The sequence below is a fragment of the Paenibacillus sp. FSL E2-8871 genome (genome assembly GCF_038000345.1).
Lineage (GTDB): Bacteria > Bacillota > Bacilli > Paenibacillales > Paenibacillaceae > Paenibacillus_AQ.
Map to the genome: position 1 here is coordinate 5,517,042 of NZ_JBBOBV010000001.1, position 18,775 is coordinate 5,535,816.

General features: G+C 43.1%; 15 protein-coding genes and 1 riboswitch. Of the genes, 14 read left to right on the top strand and 1 reads right to left on the bottom strand.

What is annotated here, in order from left to right; all coding sequences use genetic code 11:
• Positions 1–87 precede the first annotated feature (87 nt).
• The 8 genes from NYE25_RS24840 (at position 88) to NYE25_RS24875 (ending at position 6,498) form a co-directional block, all read left to right on the top strand.
• Complete coding sequence (locus tag NYE25_RS24840) at positions 88–1,323, top strand: MFS transporter (RefSeq protein ID WP_341147092.1); 1,236 nt, start codon at positions 88–90, stop codon at positions 1,321–1,323.
• A gap of 178 nt (positions 1,324–1,501) precedes the next feature.
• Complete coding sequence (locus NYE25_RS24845) at positions 1,502–1,846, top strand: YojF family protein (protein WP_341050264.1); 345 nt, start codon at positions 1,502–1,504, stop codon at positions 1,844–1,846.
• 23 nt (positions 1,847–1,869) lie between these two features.
• Complete coding sequence (gene bshB2 / locus NYE25_RS24850; RefSeq protein WP_341147093.1) at positions 1,870–2,523, top strand: bacillithiol biosynthesis deacetylase BshB2; 654 nt, start codon at positions 1,870–1,872, stop codon at positions 2,521–2,523.
• 169 nt (positions 2,524–2,692) lie between these two features.
• On the top strand, positions 2,693–3,292 hold the full coding sequence (locus NYE25_RS24855) for a hypothetical protein (RefSeq protein ID WP_341147094.1): 600 nt from the start codon (positions 2,693–2,695) through the stop codon (positions 3,290–3,292).
• Between the two features lie 114 nt (positions 3,293–3,406).
• Positions 3,407–4,780 (top strand): hypothetical protein, encoded by a 1,374-nt coding sequence (locus NYE25_RS24860; RefSeq protein WP_341147095.1) that lies wholly within the window; start codon positions 3,407–3,409, stop codon positions 4,778–4,780.
• 80 nt (positions 4,781–4,860) lie between these two features.
• The gene (locus tag NYE25_RS24865) at positions 4,861–5,514 is read left to right on the top strand and encodes a M48 family metallopeptidase (protein WP_341147096.1); all 654 of its coding nucleotides are present in this window, start codon (positions 4,861–4,863) and stop codon (positions 5,512–5,514) included.
• A gap of 108 nt (positions 5,515–5,622) precedes the next feature.
• Complete coding sequence (locus NYE25_RS24870) at positions 5,623–6,180, top strand: hypothetical protein (protein WP_143759536.1); 558 nt, start codon at positions 5,623–5,625, stop codon at positions 6,178–6,180.
• Between the two features lie 24 nt (positions 6,181–6,204).
• On the top strand, positions 6,205–6,498 hold the full coding sequence (locus NYE25_RS24875; RefSeq protein WP_042184951.1) for a hypothetical protein: 294 nt from the start codon (positions 6,205–6,207) through the stop codon (positions 6,496–6,498).
• Positions 6,499–6,559: 61 nt separating this feature from the next.
• Here NYE25_RS24875 and NYE25_RS24880 read toward each other — a convergent pair whose 3' ends face one another.
• Positions 6,560–8,281 carry a cellulase family glycosylhydrolase gene (locus tag NYE25_RS24880; RefSeq protein ID WP_341147097.1) on the bottom strand — a complete coding sequence of 574 codons (1,722 nt, stop codon included), beginning with the start codon at positions 8,279–8,281 and terminating at the stop codon, positions 6,560–6,562.
• A gap of 219 nt (positions 8,282–8,500) precedes the next feature.
• Here NYE25_RS24880 and NYE25_RS24885 point away from each other — a divergent pair, with 219 nt between their 5' ends.
• From NYE25_RS24885 to NYE25_RS24910, 6 genes are all read left to right on the top strand, one after another.
• Positions 8,501–9,079 (top strand): hypothetical protein, encoded by a 579-nt coding sequence (locus NYE25_RS24885; protein WP_341147098.1) that lies wholly within the window; start codon positions 8,501–8,503, stop codon positions 9,077–9,079.
• Between the two features lie 91 nt (positions 9,080–9,170).
• A riboswitch (cobalamin riboswitch) is annotated at positions 9,171–9,371 on the top strand.
• A gap of 165 nt (positions 9,372–9,536) precedes the next feature.
• Positions 9,537–14,123, top strand: coding sequence for an S-layer homology domain-containing protein (locus NYE25_RS24890; RefSeq protein WP_341147099.1), 4,587 nt, complete (start codon positions 9,537–9,539; stop codon positions 14,121–14,123).
• 73 nt (positions 14,124–14,196) lie between these two features.
• On the top strand, positions 14,197–15,165 hold the full coding sequence (locus tag NYE25_RS24895; protein ID WP_341147100.1) for a DUF4430 domain-containing protein: 969 nt from the start codon (positions 14,197–14,199) through the stop codon (positions 15,163–15,165).
• A complete protein-coding gene (locus NYE25_RS24900; RefSeq protein WP_341147101.1) occupies positions 15,165–16,055 on the top strand; it encodes an energy-coupling factor transporter transmembrane component T in 891 nt (296 codons plus the stop codon). The genes NYE25_RS24895 and NYE25_RS24900 overlap by 1 nt, the downstream gene beginning before the upstream one ends.
• On the top strand, positions 16,028–17,698 hold the full coding sequence (locus NYE25_RS24905) for an ABC transporter ATP-binding protein (RefSeq protein ID WP_341147102.1): 1,671 nt from the start codon (positions 16,028–16,030) through the stop codon (positions 17,696–17,698). The genes NYE25_RS24900 and NYE25_RS24905 overlap by 28 nt, the downstream gene beginning before the upstream one ends.
• A complete protein-coding gene (locus tag NYE25_RS24910; RefSeq protein WP_042184957.1) occupies positions 17,680–18,408 on the top strand; it encodes an ECF transporter S component in 729 nt (242 codons plus the stop codon). The genes NYE25_RS24905 and NYE25_RS24910 overlap by 19 nt, the downstream gene beginning before the upstream one ends.
• Positions 18,409–18,775: the final 367 nt, after the last annotated feature.

Here is an 18,775-nt window from a genome sequence, read left to right on the forward strand (position 1 = left end):
ACAATTAAAATATACATTTGAAAGTAGAGGGGCTCCGTTTGGAGCCCTTCCTATTTGACTGTATCACCAAAGAAAGGGGTTATGGGTATGTCTGGGTATATGAGGAACTTGCTGCGCCTGTCTGTCGGCGTCCGCCGGTTTCTTATGACCGAAGCCATGTATGGCATCGGCATCGGTATGTATTCGCTAGTTCTTAATTTGCATTTGCTGTCCAAAGGAATGAAGGAGGATGAAATCGGGCTGCTCATGTCCATAGGTATACTGATCATGGGTGCATTGGCTATTCCTGTATCCATATCGGCAAACCGTATAGGTCGTAAAAAGCTGCTAGTATCCGGCATCATGTTTATAGCGGCAGGAAGTGCACTTTATGCGATTGGTAATCATTCCGGCATATTCTATTTGGCTCAAACTTTGGTCTCGATTGGCCTTACTCTTGTGGAGACGACGGAGGTGCAGTTGTTATTTCACTATTGTGCCTCGCGCAAGGAAGAAGCAAGTGCTTTCTCCCTGATGTTTGCCGTGTTTACTGCATTTACAGGGGCAGGAACCCTGGCTGCTGGATACTTGCCGAATTCGGCTGATAGCGGGGATGGATATGGGCTTACGCTGCTGCTTGCTGCACTGGTTTTCGTTGTTCACAGTATGATTAGAGGACTCTGGCTTCCCTCTGAGGGGAAGGAAAGCGAAACGGTTAGAACCTCTGAAGTTCTGGAAGTGAACCGTGAAGTCTCTAGTTTGAGGAAAAATCTGCCTTCCGGCACACTCTGGCTGTTCTCGGTATTCATGGCCCTGCTCGGAGGAGCGATAGCCATCACTGGGTCATTTCTTAATGTAATTGTGAAGTATAGACTGAACTGGATGGATGATAAAGTGTCCATTCTGCTGGCGGTAAGCGGAGTTGTTTTGTTTGCAGCTTCTTTAATGACGCCTTACGTATTAGAGCGTTTTGGCCACAATGTGGCCATCGTATCTGTCTTTTTGGTTAACATACTCGTGTTCGCCTCATTATCCTGGGCTATGCCAGTCTGGATGTTCACAATCGTGTTTCTGGTTCGCGGGGGAGGGCTTACGATGCTGTCTAATCTGCTGGATAGTCAGTTGATGTCTGCCTTTAAGGAGCGGGAGAGGAATCTCTACGCAGGGATGAGGTCCGTATTTCGAAGCCTCGGATCATCCGGCGCCGCTCTGCTTACGGGGTGGATTTTGATTGGACAGGATTATGAAATCCCCTTTTTTCTGACATCTGTAGTATTGCTTCTCTGTCTGGTTTATTATATCTGGTTCATCCGCCCAATTCTGGATAAAAGGCTGAAAGAATGAATGGCTGAATACAATGTTTAAGCTTGCAGCGTACCGCTTCTATTTGAATAAAAAAGCTATGCAAGTTATACTTTGATGAGAAATACGGACCCGCTTATCCTTTAACAGATCCGTCCTTAATAAGGCAGGGATCTTATTTTTCGTAGGTATATTTTCATTCAGATATGGAGGCGCAACCTTGCAGCTAATCAATCAATCCGAAATACAAGAGAGGATCGACCTGCTTAAAGATCAGGATCTATATATCCATCTTGAGATGACGACGGGAGCATACGCTGCCCATTTCGATAGTTCTAAGCACCCAGCGGCTACTTTCATTACTAATGCTGTGATCCGATATTCTCATGGTTCGATTTCCGGTCATGGACCTTATCGCGTAGGCCTAAAAATGTCACAAGGCTGGGTGTACTCGGAAGGACTAACTCACTATGAAGAGAGTGAGAACGAAAGATTAATTCTGGCCGGTCATGACAGCCAAGGCAAACTGGTCGTATCCTTGCAATTAAGCCGGGAGCCGTTCTAATGGTAGAGGAGATGAGGAGTTCAGTGGAAAGACATATTCTAGTTATATTACCGCATCCGGATGATGAGGCCTTCGGTATATCTGGAACACTAGCTAAACATGTGCAAAACGGCACCCAAGTCACCTACGCTTGTCTGACACTTGGAGAGATGGGCCGGAATATGGGCGTGCCGCCATTTGCGAATCGGGTAACCCTCCCAGAGATCCGTAAAAAGGAGCTGGAAGAATCCTGCCGAGCGATTGGAATACAGGATTTGAGAATGCTTGGTTTCCACGATAAGACGATTGAATTTGAGGATCAAGCTCTGCTTGAGGGCCATATTGATGCGCTTCTGAAGGAGCTTAACCCCTCACTGATCATTACGTTCTATCCGGGGTACAGCGTTCATCCCGATCATGATGCTACCGGAGCTGCAGTGGTTCGAACGGTTGGAAGAATGCCCAAGGCAGAGAGACCTCCTGTTCACTGTATAGCTTTCGCCAATAATATTGAAGAGATTGGAAAGCCTCAGGTTATCATTGAAGTGAAAGATTTCCTGAAGCAAAAGATGGCATCCATTCAGGCGCATAAATCCCAATTCCAAGCCGCTGAACTGTTAGGCAGCAAAACGCTAGAGGATAAAGAAATCCAAGATCGTTTTGGAACAGAGCATTTCTGGATCTATCCATTTGAATGATATTAAGTCCGAGCATAAACGCTCGGGCTTTTTCTTTGGGGCCCACTGCCGTGGGCAGGCTTCATTTTTCTAATATAAGGCATGAATATCTGTGTCTTTTTTCAAATATATGGTAAGGTTTATGGGGGATCAACCAAACCGGTTTCGTCAGGCCAGGAGGTGTATTCGTTTGAAAAAAGCATATTTCAATCTCATTTGTGGAATAGTCATTCTTTTGCTGGTATTCACTGCATGCAGTAAGGAAAGACCCAAGTATGCTGAGCTTTTCACACATGTGGAAGAGCATCGGGCTGTGTTCATGCAGCCGCGTGAAGAGGGGCTTGCTGCTTTGCAAATTGCGGATGCTGTGGGTGAATACGATACAACCTTGGGTACAATTATGCAGGATGATATCTTATCCGTGAATCAAAAGGAGTTTATACAGCAGATTGTGGTAGATGTTAAGACCAATAAAATCATTGGTTACCGGGTGGGAACGGTCTTTCCCAGATCGGAAAGCGGCTATCAAAATGCGAGAGAACTGGTGCGCGCTTTTCTGGAGCATTACAAACCTGTGGAAGATGAAGAGGCTGAGAAAGTCGAGAAATCAGTCCAAACGATTGACAGGATGGCTCTTCCGCTAAAGCCATCAATAGGCTCTATTGAAGAATCATGGTCATGCGGCAAGGGTGAGGATAAATTGTATATAACCTACAGGATGTCAAACAGTTTTCAAAGTGATGATGAATTGCCTTTGAACTTTTATTTCAGCTATGAGAGGAGTAAGTAACGAAGAGATAAGATGTGATTTACAAAAAAATACACAAAGACTATTATATTTCTATAGGTAATTCTATCCTTTTTTTCCTAAACAATTGTTCGGACTAAATAACTGGAGGATCAAATGAAAAAGCACGACAAAATCATTTCCTTCATCTTCATACTTGTTATGATGGTGACGGCTATTTACTGGGCCATTTCGACTCAGAGCTGGACCATGTTGGGCACCCTCGCTTCTGTGGTCTGTTTCGGGCTTTTTGCGCTATTGGGGCTCCGCACTATACCTGTATTGACGGATTTTGTTTTGACGAATCCAGCACCTGAAGTGACTTGGAAGTGTAAGGAGCAGGATAGAAGACAGGCTTGGCTTTATATTATTGGATGGATATTGGTGAGTCGTATCCTGCTTATGCTCATCGGGTATTCATTTTTGATCATACAGAATGGCTATTCAGGTGGTCTGCTTAGCAAAATGGCAGAGACTTGGCATATCTCTGGAATCGATGCTTCTAGTTATTTGGGCATTGCTGAGAATGGATACGTGACCGAGGGTGATGCGAGATTCCATATCGTGTTCTTTCCCTTTTTTCCAAATTTAATAAGAGTGGTTCAGGCATTCGTAGGGAATTATCTCGTTTCTGGATTCATCGTTTCAAATATCACTTCAATTGTCGCAGCCCTGGTCGCTTATGAGCTTGCTGCACTAGACATGCATCGAAAGAATGCCATGCGGGTCGTGAAATACATTTTCATATTCCCTGCCGCGTTCTTTTTCTTCATTCCGATGACCGAGGCTCTATTTCTGGCATTATCTTTGATGTGTTTATATTTTGTGAGAAAAAAGGAATGGCTGATCGGATGCTTATGCGGTGCACTTGCAGCTTATACACGTTCTCCCGGAGTGCTTCTGATTGTACCGGTTGCGATTGAATTTGGACGGGATCTGATGGGCAACTATAAGCTATTAAGTAAAAAAGTCTTTATACATAGAATCATCAGCGCTGTAAGTTTTCTCGCTATCATATCAACGGGCTTGCTGGCCTATCTGTTTATTAATTATCACGTGACGGGAAATGCGTTTCAGTTCAGTATTTACCAGAGAGAGCATTGGTCTCAGCGGTTTTATCTCTTTTTTGATACGGTAAGATATCAGATGGAATACGCTGTGGGCACCTTTAAGAGTGGAGATAGTCGTTCTTTTCTCGGCTTATGGCTGCCTAATTTAATCGCTATATTCTCAGCACTAATTATCATGTTCATGGGTGCAAAAAAGATACGACCTTCATACACCGCCTATTTCATCGTGTATTTTGCGTTCGTAGTGGGAGCTACCTGGCTGCTGTCAGCCCCGCGGTATTTGCTTGTTGCATTTCCACTAGCTTTTGCTGCTGTCGCGATCACTGAAGAGAAATCAAAGGATGCTATCCTTACTGTAGTTTCTGTTGCGGGGAGTCTTTTGTATTTAGCGATGTTTGTGGCAGGATATCCAGTGTATTGAGGAATCATGTTAAAATAGGGGGGGACGCTTAAACGCGTTCTCCTTTTTTTGCGAATAACCTTATAGAAACGATGGTGGGTATGAAGATTGAGTACGACAATCAGGTGATCGAGTTTAATGTTCAATATGGAAACGGCAAGAAAATCTCCATTCACATAGATTCTTCAGGGCGTATAACGCTCAAAGCTCCCAAGAAAACAAGTGAAGAGACGATTAAAGGCGTGGTTGAGCGTAATGGGAAATTAATAGTGGAGAAGCTGCAAAGTATTGAAGCGAACCGAGAAACACCAAAGCTCAAAGAGTATGAAGACGAGGGGAAGTTCCTCTATCTAGGCAAATATTATTCGCTGCAAGAGCTAATAGAGACAGGGGATTTAAATGAGGAAGAGCTTAAACTTAAGCTGAAGAAATTCTATTTCGCTAGCTGTAAGAAGGTTGTAGCTGAACGGATCAATAAATATCAGACACAGCTTAGAGTAAAGCCTAAGACGATTGATATTGTTGAATCTAGAACCAAGTGGGGAAGCTGTAGCTCGGATAAAAAGCTAACCTTTAACTATCGCCTAGCGATGGCTCCAGTGGATGTTATCGATTATGTAATCATTCATGAACTGTGTCATTTACTTCATATGAATCATGACCGCTCTTTTTGGCGAAAGGTTGGAAGTCTCATGCCGGATTATAAGGAGAAGGAAGAGTATTTAGCTAGATATGGGCGTGCTATGACGCTGTGATAATCAGAGAGTAATTCAGATGGTCCATTTTCTGGTGAATAAAAGGAAGGGAAGAGGTAAAACTATGTTCACAAAATAGAACTGGAAGAAATTTAAATGCGGAGGTAAATGATGATACAGAATAAAGGAAATTCACAACGCCAGATTCGAACTTCAATTCTTTGTTTGATCTGTGCCTGCACCGTCCTATTAAGTGGCTGCTCTAAAGCTGCCAATGAAACCACACAAGTAACTCCAACGCCTATAACAGAAGCCACTGCACCTGCGGCTACGAACAATGCAACAGAACAACCCAATGCATCATCCGGTACAAATACAGAGGGACTTCCGGCGGATGTTAGCGTTCAGAGAGTTATTAAGGAAGTCACTTTAAAGGATGGTTATCATAAAAAGATTGAGCTGCTGACAGACGGCGGCAAGCGGGTTACCATTACGGATCCGAGCCAAAAGATTGTTTTGCAGCAGATTGAATATGATGGGAAGATTACTACGTCTAATGGTAAACAGGTTACCGTTAAAGTCGAAGGTGGGGGAGAGCAGACCCTAACCATCCCCGATCATGTAGTGATCGAAGATGAGGACAAGCTTGGACTGATGCCAGGTGTTGATATCGAGTGGACAGTGAATGCCGAGGGGCAAATCGAAAGTGTTGAACTGGAGGATTAAAGAGATACTGAGGTGGCTGGCTAAATGAAATTTCTAATCGTATTTGGCAGTATAGTGGTTCCCGTCGCCATGCTAATGATACAACGGAAATGGATAAAGTGGCGTATTGTTTTTAATGTAGCTTCTGTGTTGTCTACGCTTATTTTAGGTAATATTTCTGCCCTAGCTATATATGAAATATTAAGAGATAACACGGTATTTATGACCTCGATCCATGCGATTTTTTTGAATCCAATGTTCCTTTTAACGGGAGCTTATCTTGGAGTATATCTGGTCTATCGCTTGATGTTGATGACGTATGAAGAAGTATATGTATGATGTAGTTAAAAAAGGAGTGTCCCCGTGAAGGGACACTCCTTTTTATATTATACAGCGAAAGCTAAGAAGACTTTCCTACAACGTTTGTTCCACTCTTCGTGATCTTGTACGTAAGGATATCACCATTCCAGAAGTGGAATTTCAAGATGATCTCTCCATCTTTAACATCTTTAAAGAAGGCTGGAAGCAGCTTGATTTCTTTCGTGTTATAAGAGGGTGAGAACGTATTGCCGAACTCCTTGAATGGTGTCCAGTCTTGCGGGCCTGCATTGCCACCAGCGGTATAGACAGCCTCCATCGTGGCAAGCTGGTTACCATTAAAGGTAGTTGGAATCGCAAACGATTCAGTCGTACCTTTGGCATCATTTAATTTGGCAGTGTCATTCACGATGATCTTTAGTCTCCACGCAACACCTTTGTTGAATTTCAACGTTAACACAGCATTTTCACCGTATTTTTGGGAAGCTGTGAGTTTTTTGAGTTGACTGGCTTTGAGTGTGAGCTCCTCGCCATTCAAGGTGTAATCTTTTCCCTTTGTTAGATACTTCCCATTTGCACTAATCGTGGTTAGCTTATTGCCGTTTAGGTTCAGCTTCACCTTGGTGTCTTTGATCGCTGCACCTTTTTTTAGATAGATCAGATCGCTTTCAATGCTGGAGGAACGTTCCTTCAGACCAGACATTAATACACCCTGCAGCTCAGAATCGGACCACTTATACGTTTTGCGGTTGAAATGCTGCCCGTTATCCCAGAGCATGGAGGTCATTTTCTTTTCTTTTAAATAATAGGTAAGGTACTCGAAGAATTTCAGCTTCTCGCCTTGTTCAATCACACCTGTATCTTTATCGAATCCTAGCAGTCCAAACTCACCAACGATAACAGGGATTCCTTTGGCTACGAATGTGTTGTGAACGTTATCAAAAGTTTGGGTGATATCGTTTTTTGTATCTTTTTCAAACGTGGTGTAACCAGCGATATTCACACTGAACGGCCAGAAGCCATAGTAGTGAACGGTCGCAATTATGTTCGGATCGTTAAGAGCTGTAATCGTCTTGTAGAGCTGATCCATTCTAGGTTGGGTAGGAGAAGTCTCTAATGAAGGTAGCACTAGCGGACGGACATCATTCTTTCCACCTGAGTTTCGAACGATCTGATGGAAGGAATTGTTGAGCTCTGCAAGCATCTGTTCCATCTTCGCTTCATCCGTACTTCCGCCATCCGTGAAACGAGGTTCATTAATGCTTTCGAACATCAGCTTATCGGATTTATCCTTGAAGCGGTCCGCAATTTGAGTCCATGCTGCATTATAACGCGCCAGCGTCTCATCATGCTTCTCTTCCATATGACTTACCCATAACCAGGAGTCGTGATGGACATTGATCATTACATATAGTTTGGCGTCTAGCGCCCAGCCTACAACTTCTTCGACACGGTCGAGGTAAGCTTGATCAATGGTGTAGTTCGGTGCTTCACCTATGTGTGAATCCCAAGTGATAGGAATCCGGATACTTTTGTAGCCTTGTGCGGCGATTTTCTTAATCAGTTCTTGGGTCACACGCGGATTGCCCCAGGAGGTTTCATCCTCACCTGTAGCATCTAGAGTATTGCCAAGGTTCCATCCGGGCTGCATATCGTCTACATAGGATTGGATCTTACTCTTTGGTGCTGCCTTAGCTTGTTGCTCGTCCTTAGTGGCAGCGGCGGCAATGGATGAGAACAAAGAGAGCAGAAGAGCGGTGACAAGGGTCAATGATAAGAAGGATTTCTGGATTCGAGTAGTCATTGAATTCTCCTTTGTAAGATCATTTTTGAGGATGCTTAAACCTGACCTTCCTTAGTACTTTGGTGCTTAGATGAACACGTACACCTCCAATAATCTGTTGTAAACGCTTACCAAATACCCTAACATAGAACATTTGCTGTGAGTACCTTACTAATTTGTGGTAAATTCATATATGAATTAGTGATTTGCAGTGATTCCAAAGTTATGGAGGGCAATCCAGTGAGCAGATTTCATTACATAGGCTCGGCTACAGAGCTTCCGTTAGGAGAAAGAGGCAGTGTACCGTCAGCAAAGACATATAATGAAGTGAAAAATTCCCCGGAGTATAAGAAACAAAGAGAGGCTCTGCGCCTGCAAGGTATAATTCCTTTGGATGACATCGCAGATCTGTCTCATTTAAGAGATGAGGACTGTCTTTTATACGACTCGGAAGAAGATGCAGCGGGTATTTTTATAGAGGAGCTTGGGTATTGGAACGATGAGATTCGCAAGCATTTTCGGAGTCCATATGTGTATCGGATTTCACCGAATTGGGGCGGCTTCTCTGTATCCCCTAAGCTAAAAGATACTCTACCGGGATCGTATAACGCCTCACTCAAGTGTTGTCGGGAGTTATTTAGGCTTATGACAGATTATGGGGTATCTGGTGCCGAGTTTGAGCTTTATACATGCTGGGCTGAGGAAGAAGGACTCCCACGTAATAAAAAGTATGATCGAATCTTTGATTTGGCCTCTTTGTCACTGGAGGATGGTTTTGAGCTGAGAGAAAAAGAGTATATTGTGGTTAAAATGATTTGATATTCAATAGGATTATCGCTAACTACTCGTTATACAAAAAACAAATATTGCATGACAAAAGCATATATATTAGATATGATGAAGCATGGAAAAATTAATATTAGCAATAGGTGCCAATTATGAATGTTTCGGAAATACAATCATAGATTGGTTAAATGGAAAGCGGGTGTGAATCCCGCGCGGTCCCGCCGCTGTGAAAGAGGAGTCCTTGCAAGGTACCACTGGGAAACTGGGAAGGTAGCAAGGGTGATGATACTTGAGCCAGAATATCTGCCTGTTTCTGATACACCGTTAAACTCTACGAGCGATAGAGAGGTGTTTGATATAGTATATGCCTGCTATTGTTGCGGTTCACTATCTTAAACCTCTTGACGTTATGTTGAGTGGTTTTTTTGTAGTGCTATGAAAGTTTATTCTGTTTTTTAACATAGAAAGAGAAGGGAAGGGTTATGGAAACATGAAGAAAAATAAGTTTTTAGCTTGGTTACTTATTGTAGCAGTATTTATCACGACGTTCTCTACAAGCGTAATCCCGGCTCATGCGAATGAAGCAAGCTCTACACTTAAAGGGTATGTCACTGTATCCGTAGAGAAGTTCACATTGGGTCAAGGATATATTAAGGATCCTATTAAAGTTCCATTCTACGAAGGGGATAATGGCGCATCACTAATAACACGTGCGCTAGGAGAAGGTAATTATAGAAACTTTGGAAGTATAGCTAGTAGTTTTTATTTATCTGAAGTTAAAGATAGTGGCAGAAGTGAAGTCAATATACCGCAGTATATTTTAGATATGATTTCAGCCGATGGGAATACAGTCGGAACTAAAGCAGACCAAGAGTGGCTAAGTCAGTTTGACTACACTCACATGTCGGGTTGGATGTATGCCGTAAATAATGAATTTCCTCCGTTCGGGATGTCTGATTATCACCCTCAAGACGGTGACATCATCCGAACACAGTTCACCACTTATGGCTATAGTTCTGATCTTGGTGGCTGGGGAGAACCTCCATTTCCATTTGCCAATAAGGATGCATTAACTGCGAAAATCGCAGAAATTAACAGTGATCCGAATAAAGAAAGTATTTTGGGCAAAACAGTAGTACAAAAAGCAGTTTACCAAGCTTATTCAGTGCTAGAAAATATGGAAAGCTCTCAATTAAGTGTAGATCATGCGCTGGTCGGGCTTACCCATTCTTTAGATATTGAGCCACCTATTATTACTGTAAGTGGTATGCAGGATAAACAGGAAGTATCCGATAAAGATTTAAGTTTCAGAGTAGCTGTCACAGATAATGTATATAACGGTATCATTCCAGTAGTAAAACTAAATGGAGTCACTCTATCTGCTACAGATGGTGAGTATAAGGTTTCTCTTAACCCAGGTGGTAATGTAATCACTGTCACAGCAGTAGACGGAGCAGAAAATAGAACAACACAAACTTATCAAGTTACCTACAAAATAAATGCTACAACGGGAGTCAAAGAACAGTTAGATAAGAGCCTTGCTTATATTCTAAACACCGTAAAGAATCCGTCATTTGGAACAGGTAGCGGAGAATGGTCAATTCTTTCACTAGCACAGGCCAACTACGAAGTGCCAAGTGGTTATTATGATCTCTATTACAACAATGTAGCTAAGAGAGTAAAAGAATTAATGAAGGATGGAAAACTCGATGCTACTAAAAGCACAGAGCATTCCAGAGCGATTCTAGGACTTACCTCTATCGGAAAAGATATCACGAATGTTGCGGGTTATGATCTAATCAATGCACTCGCTGATTATAAATATGTTCAGAAGCAAGGGAATAATGGTCCTATATTTGCTCTGATTGCTTTAGATAGTCATAACTACGACATCCCGGTATTATTCCCTAATCCTGATGAAAAGGGAGTAATATACCAAAGCACAAGAGAAAATCTGGTTCAGTACATCTTGGATAAAGAGGTTAAAAAAGGTGCAGCAGATGCCGGTGGCTGGGCTTTAGGAGTAACCAAAGCGGACGTTGATATGACCGCGATGGCGATGCAAGCACTTGCACCTTATTACGCAACGAATCCAAATGTAAAAGCTGCTGTGGATCGGGCGATTAATTGGTTATCGAGTACGCAAAATGATCAAGGCGGATTTACAAGCTGGGGAAGTACAAGCAGTGAAAGTATCTCGCAGGTAATAGTAGCCTTAACTGGCGTAGGCGTAGATCCACACAGTGACCCTAAGTTTGTGAAAAAAGGGAATTCGCTTATTGATGCGTTGCTTACCTTCGCTGGACCGGATGGCGGATTTAAGCATATTCTAACCGGAAAAGTAGATGGAATGGCTACGGATCAAGGTACGTATGCACTTATTGCTTACGATCGTCTGATCAATCATAAGAACCGTCTATTTGATATGAGTAATATAGTAATTCAGCAACCAGAGGAAACGAAAGAAATAGAAGTACAGTTACCCTCAGGTGATACACCCAAAGTTGTCATTTTTCAAAATAATAATAAATATATTCTTCCGATAAATTCAGGGGATAGCAACAAAGAAATTACAGTGCAAATCCCGAAATATAAGCAATCCTCGGTAAGTGTTAATTTACCTAGCAATAGTAATCTGCCTAAATTAGAGGTTACCAAAGGTGACGTATCTGTAGTCATCCCTAAGGGTACACAGGTTATAGAGGGAGATTCTTCAAAGGTTGAATTGATTTCACCTACAACAAGGACAGAATCTGCACTAAAAGATAGTCTGAATCAAATTATTCCTGGGGACAAGAAGCTTGATAGCATCGTTCAAGCATTTTCCATGGGAGGCAGCGCAAGAGTAGAATTCAGTCAATTTATTACGTTAACCTTTAAGGACCTTAAAGGAAAAGATGCTGCTTATATTCAAAACGGCACACCTCATGCGATTCAAAAATTTGCAAGTGATGACTTAGGTTTGGCAAGCGGCAAGTCAGAGTATGCCTACGATAATGGAAATGATTTAATCGTAAAAACCAATCATTTCACTGATTACATTGCGTATTCCTCCACTGCAGTACAAACACCTGGTGGTGACGGTAATGGTAACGGTAACGGCGATGGAGGAACCACTCCATCTAAGCCATACGTAACCCTATCCGTGGATAAGCTTACGATTAAGAAAGGATATGTTATTCCATCTGTACAGGTAGAGCTACTATCTGGTGACACAGTGTGGTCTGTATTCGAAAGAGTACTAGATAGCCGCGGTATCGACTATAGATATTCTTGGAACAGTACATTTGGAAGTGTGTATGTTGAATCCATAGCTGGTGATGGAGAATTCGACCATGGTAGCGGTAGTGGATGGATGTATAATGTAAATGGAAAATATCCTAATTATGGTGCATCTTCATATAATCTAAGTGCCGGGGATAGAATTCAGTGGCGTTATACTACGAATTTGGGTGTGGATCTAAATGCACCGATACCAACAGCGAGTCCGACTCCAAAACCAACGCCTAAACCTAGCGGTACTCCTGCTCCGGGTGATGTAACTATTCCGGAAGATAACAGTAATCCGACAGCGAGTCCATCTCCAACAGCGACTCCTAACGATATCAAGCAAGTGTATAAAGACGCCGATAAGATCTCATCCTGGGCATTCTCAGCGATTGAAACAGCTACAGTAAAAGGGTACATCCAAGGTAACAATGGTCAGGTGAATCCGAAAGATCATATTACAAGAGCAGAATTTACTAAGATCCTAGTATCAGCATTGGAACTGGATATCAAGAGTGACAAAGGAATTACCTACAAGGATGTCGCTCTAAGTGACTGGTTCTATCCATATGTGAATGCTGCTCATAAAGCAGGATTAATTACAGGTTTTAATAATGAATTTAAGCCAAATGACAAGATTACTCGCGAGCAGATGGCAGCCATTATTGTCAGAGCATTATCAATCCCGGCTACGAAGCCAGGTACAGCTATTAAAGATATCAATACAGTGTCTGCGTGGGCAAAAGCAGATGTGGAAACCATTGTTGCCACCGGACTTATGTTAGGTGATAATAATCAGTTTAAGCCTAAAGAGCTTGTAACTAGAGAAATGGCAGCTGTTGTAGCTTCTAGAACCCATGATTATAAGAGTGGCGACAAAGCAGTTAGTCCATATATTCAAAACACAGCAGCCTTTTTGCAAAAAACAGTAACAAACCCGGTCATCTCCTCGGTTGGCGGGGATTGGACAGTGTTCGGGCTGGCACGTTCTGGTGTGAAGGTTCCAGATAGTTATTACGCTAAGTACTATGCGAATGTAGAAGCCACCCTTAAAGAAAAAGCTGGGAAGCTGCATAGCGTAAAATATACGGAATATGATAGAGTTATTTTGGCATTAACTTCAATCGGCAAAAATATTGATAAAGTGGCGGGTTATAACCTACTGGAACCGCTCGCGGATTTTGATACTGTAATCAAGCAAGGTATTAATGGACCTGTGTTTGCCTTAATTGCACTGGATAGTAATCATTACGACATTCCAGTGGTTAAGGATGTTAAGACGCAGACAACAAGAGAGATGCTCATTGATTACATTTTAGGCAGAGAGATCAACGGCGGGGGATGGGCACTAGGCAGTAATGCTACTGAGGCCGATCCGGATATTACGGGAATGGTTATTCAAGGCTTGACCCCTTATTACAAAACGAATGCCAAAGTAACGGCTGCTGTGGATCGTGGAATTGCTTGGTTATCCAAAACGCAAACAGCAGATGGTGGCTTTGCAAGCTGGGAATCTACGAACTCCGAGAGCATTGCTCAGGTTATTGTAGCTTTAACTGGACTTGGTATAGATCCGCATAAGGATTCCAGATTTATTAAAAATGGCCGTTCAGCGGTAGATGCGTTGCTTGGCTTTGCTGCACCTGAAGGTGGTTTTTATCACGTGAAGCAGGGTGGCGTAGGCAACGGAGGCGCGAAACCCGGAGAAGTAGATCTTATGGCTACGGATCAAGCGATGTATGCACTGGTTGCTTATGATCGGTTCGTTAAGGGTCAGACGAGTCTTTATGACATGACAGACGTTAAATAGAACTTTATTTAAAGAGATAAGCAAGGGTAGCATGTATACCCTTGCTTATTATTTAAGGTGGGGAACTTAAGAAATGAACAAGAAAAAATGGCTAACAGCGATACTAATTATTGGTGTGTTGGCGATTGCCTTCTTTTGGGGCGGGAATTATCAGAAGAGCCCGAACAAGGTTGCGAGTAACAGTGTTGAGTCTCAAGTTGTAGGATCAGCCAATACGACCTCCAATCAGAATGTTGATGTAGAGCCTACAACCTCAAGTGATGCCAAGACAACGGAGATAGCTCCTACAGCTACACCTGATGAAACAGCTAAGCCCGTTGAAACGGTAAAACCAACTGAAGAGGTAACGCCAACCGAAACTGCGGCAACAGAGGTTGAAAAGCCGACCGCAACACCTAAATCGGATACACAGGCACAACCAACCGCAACACCGAAAGCGGCTAAAACGTCCGTGCCGGAAACGAAGGCGACGGCAAAACCAGTAACCAAGCCGGATTCAAAAGTAGCGACAACAGAAACAAAGCAGGAACCGAAAAAGGATAAATTCCTTACCGATCCAGTGCCGAGCGGGAAACCTAAGCCCGTGGAATGGCAAGATGCAACGGTAGATAAGAAGAAGCAATTAACGGCTACTTTGTCCGTGTCGGCAACAACGATTTTAGATAATATGGATATTTTCAATAAGGATAAGGTTGAAGTATTGCCGGCAGATGGTATCATTTATAAAGCGCAGAAGGTAACCTTTTATGAAGGTGAGTCTGTGTTTGATGTTTTGCTAAGAGAGATGAAGAAGAATAAAATCCATATGGAATTCAGTATGACTCCGATCTATAACAGTAATTATATTGAAGGCATAAATAATCTTTATGAATTTGATGCTGGAGAGCTTAGTGGATGGATGTACAAAGTAAATGGCTGGTTCCCTAACTACGGCAGTAGTCGTTATGTTCTCAAGGATGGCGATGTCGTTGAATGGGTATACACTTGTGATTTAGGTCGAGATGTAGGTGGTTATGTAGCCACAGGAGGAGCTCAGAAATAATGAAGGATAGCTTTTCTACCTTTCATCCGTTTGTGAATTTTCTATATTTTGTCGTTGTATTGCTGTTTAGCATGGTGTTCATGCATCCCATATTTCAGGTGATTGCCCTTATCAGTGCAGTAGTCTACTCCTTTATGTTAAAAGGAAAGAAAGCCGTTCGGTTTAATCTGCTGTACATGGTTCCTTTTCTACTATTTATGGCGATTATGAACCCTGTTTTTAATCATCAAGGGGTAACGATCTTGTTCTATTTGAACAATGGAAATCCCATTACGAAGGAATCCATTCTTTATGGTGTAGCAGCGGCGTGCATGTTTGTGACGGTAATCATATGGTTCTCCTGTTATAACGTCGTGATGACCTCGGATAAGTTTATTTATATATTCGGAAAAATACTGCCGGCACTGTCGTTGATTTTTTCGATGGTGCTTCGTTTTGTTCCTAGATATTTAGCGCAAATCAAGGTGATTTCGAATGCCCAAAATTGCATAGGCCGGGATGTCACACAGGGAAATCTCCTCGCTCGAGCGCGCAATGGGATTACGATCCTATCGATAATGACCACCTGGGCTCTGGAAAATGCGATTGAGACGGCGGATTCCATGAAATCAAGAGGATATGGATTGCCTGGACGTACAAGCTTTTCGATCTTCCGTCTAGATGCCCGGGACAAAGTAGCCCTCTTGATCATGACAGGCTTAATTGCGATGGTAGCCATCGGCGCAGCGATGGGTGAGAACACGATGAGATATTATCCGTCGATTAAAGCGAGCGCAATTACACCTTTTAGTATCCTTGTATATATCGCTTATTTTGCGCTATGTATGATCCCTGTGCTCATCAATATGGTGGAGGCAATGAAATGGAAATCTATCGAATCGAAGAACTAAGCTTTGCTTTTCCTGAACAAGAGCAGATGGCTCTTTCGAATATTAATCTTACGATTTCAAGCGGAGACTTTATTACTGTGTGTGGAAAGTCAGGCTGCGGCAAAAGTACTTTACTAAGACAACTGAAAACAATCCTAACCCCACATGGCAAACGCCAAGGGTCGATTTATTATAAGGGTCAACCTGTAGAGGAGATCGATCAACGGACACAAGCAGCGGAAATCGGTTATGTACTCCAAAGTCCGGACAATCAAATTGTGACAGACAAGGTGTGGCATGAGTTGGCCTTTGGCCTTGAAAGCTTAGGTTATGACAATTCTACGATTCGTTTGCGCGTGGCTGAGATGGCGAGCTTTTTCGGAATTCAGACCTGGTTCCATAAAAGTGTGACAGAGCTATCGGGTGGCCAGAAGCAGCTTCTCAATTTAGCAGCGATTATGGCTATGCATCCCTCGGTTCTAATCCTTGATGAGCCTACCTCTCAGCTAGATCCCATCGCCGCTTCCGATTTTTTGGAGACGGTCAAAAAGATTAATCGCGAGCTTGGAACAACCGTTATCATGAGCGAGCATCGTCTAGAGGATGTTCTTCCGCTTACAGATCGGCTGATTGTGCTGAATGAGGGCATCGTGATTGCTGATGATACCCCACAAAGGGTGGGCGAGGCTTTAAGTAAGCTGAATCATCCGATGTTCCTGTCCATGCCCTCACCGATGCAGATATACGCAGGCGTAGAAAATGGCTTAGCATGGCCTGTTACTGTGAAGGAAGGTCGCCAATGGCTGGATGCTTTTTTGAAGGATAAGACACCTGCACTGATGACAGAATCTCAGCCAAGCATGAAAGAGGACGGCCCTGTTGTCATAAAGTTCAAAGATGTATGGTTTAAATATGATAAACACGGACCCGATATCATAAAAGATTTGTCTTTTGAAGTGAAGCAGGGGCAATTCTACTCTATTGTTGGTGGAAATGGAACGGGGAAGACGTCGACGTTGTCGCTGATGAGTGGCATTCTTCAGCCGTACAGAGGGAAGGTTCTAATCGGTGGGAAGAATCCAGCGAAGATGAACGCAAAGGAACTGTTTACTAACAATATGGGTATTCTCCCGCAAAATCCACAAACCTTATTTGTGAAAAAAACAGTCGAGCTAGATCTATTCGAAATGTTATCCCAGCTTCCTTTAACGAAGGAAGAAAAGGTGGCTAAAGTCGAGGCTGTGGTTAAGTTCGCAGAACTGGAACATCTTCTCTCGATGCATCCGTATGACCTTAGTGGTGGAGAGCAGCAGCGTGCGGCATTAGCGAAGGTGCTTTTGTTAGAACCAAAGATTCTGCTGCTGGATGAACCGACGAAGGGACTGGATGGACCTTTTAAAGAGAAATTAGCTTTATTCTTACAGAAGCTTAATGCTGAAGGTGTTACCATCGTAATGGTTTCGCATGATGTTGAATTCTGTGCCAAATATGCGGAGGTCTGCGCGATGTTCTTTGATGGAAGTATCATCACTACGAATGATGCCCAGAAGTTTTTTGCTGGAAACAGCTTCTATACGACTGCCGCCAACCGAATGGCGCGTCATGTCTGGAGCGAGGGAGTAACGATAGAGGGTGTGATTGGTTTATGTCAACGAAGCAGGTAACGGGTCGTCGTTTGAGTCGTCGAACTTTATTAGCGGGACTGCTAATCTTTATAGTTATTCCAGCTACAATTTTGTTAGGGATCTTTGTCCTAGACGATCGCAAATATTACTTTATCAGCCTATTGATCGTCCTCTACACGATGATTCCGTTTGCGCTGGTGTTCGAGAATCGGAAGCCGCAGGCAAGGGAACTAATCGTCATAGCGGTGCTAGCAGCTATTGCCGTTGCTGGACGCGCAGCCTTTTTCATGTTGCCGCAGTTTAAGCCGGTTGTTGCCATTGTCATCATCGCAGGGGTGAGTTTGGGAGCTGAGGCAGGATTTCTGGTCGGTGCTGTTGCGGGCTTCGTCTCCAATTTCTTCTTTGGGCAGGGACCTTGGACGCCTTGGCAAATGTTTTGTTTTGGCATCATTGGCTTCCTGGCGGGCATTTTCTTCAAGAAGGGTCTGCTTAAAAAGACTAAGCTATCGCTGTGTATATTCGGAGGGCTAGCGACATTCTTGGTATATGGTGGCATTATCAATATAGGCTCGCTGATGATGTTCACTTCTGAGTTCTCATTATCGGCTTTGATGACGACTTATGTTTCCGCCTTTTGGTTTGATATGGTGCATGCAATTTCTACGGTGGTGTTCCTCTTTTTCATTGCTAACCCTATGATTGAAAAGTTGGATCGGATAAAAACGAAGTATGGGTTGATTGAGCCTTAGGGTGTTTGTGCTGGGTGCTGTCGCTTTGCGCTGGCGGACGCTCCGAGAACGGACTGTTGTTACAATCGCTGTTGTCTCCAGATGTATTGATTTTACACTTAGTAGTGTACATCCGGAGACAAAGGCGAGCGCTCCGCTTTTCCACAATCAGTCCGTTCTCTCCGCTGCCATAGCGCGAAAAACTAAAACACAAGCACAAATAAAAAAGCAAAAGGCTCAACGCATCCCCCTTCGGTTTTAGCCGAAGGGGGATAGAAAACAGATAGTGGCTACGAATCAAGCCACTATTAAAGAAGATGTGGTATTTTTTAACAGTATATGATTCTAGTCGGCCTAGAATCATATTTAATAATGCAGCCATAGGTGA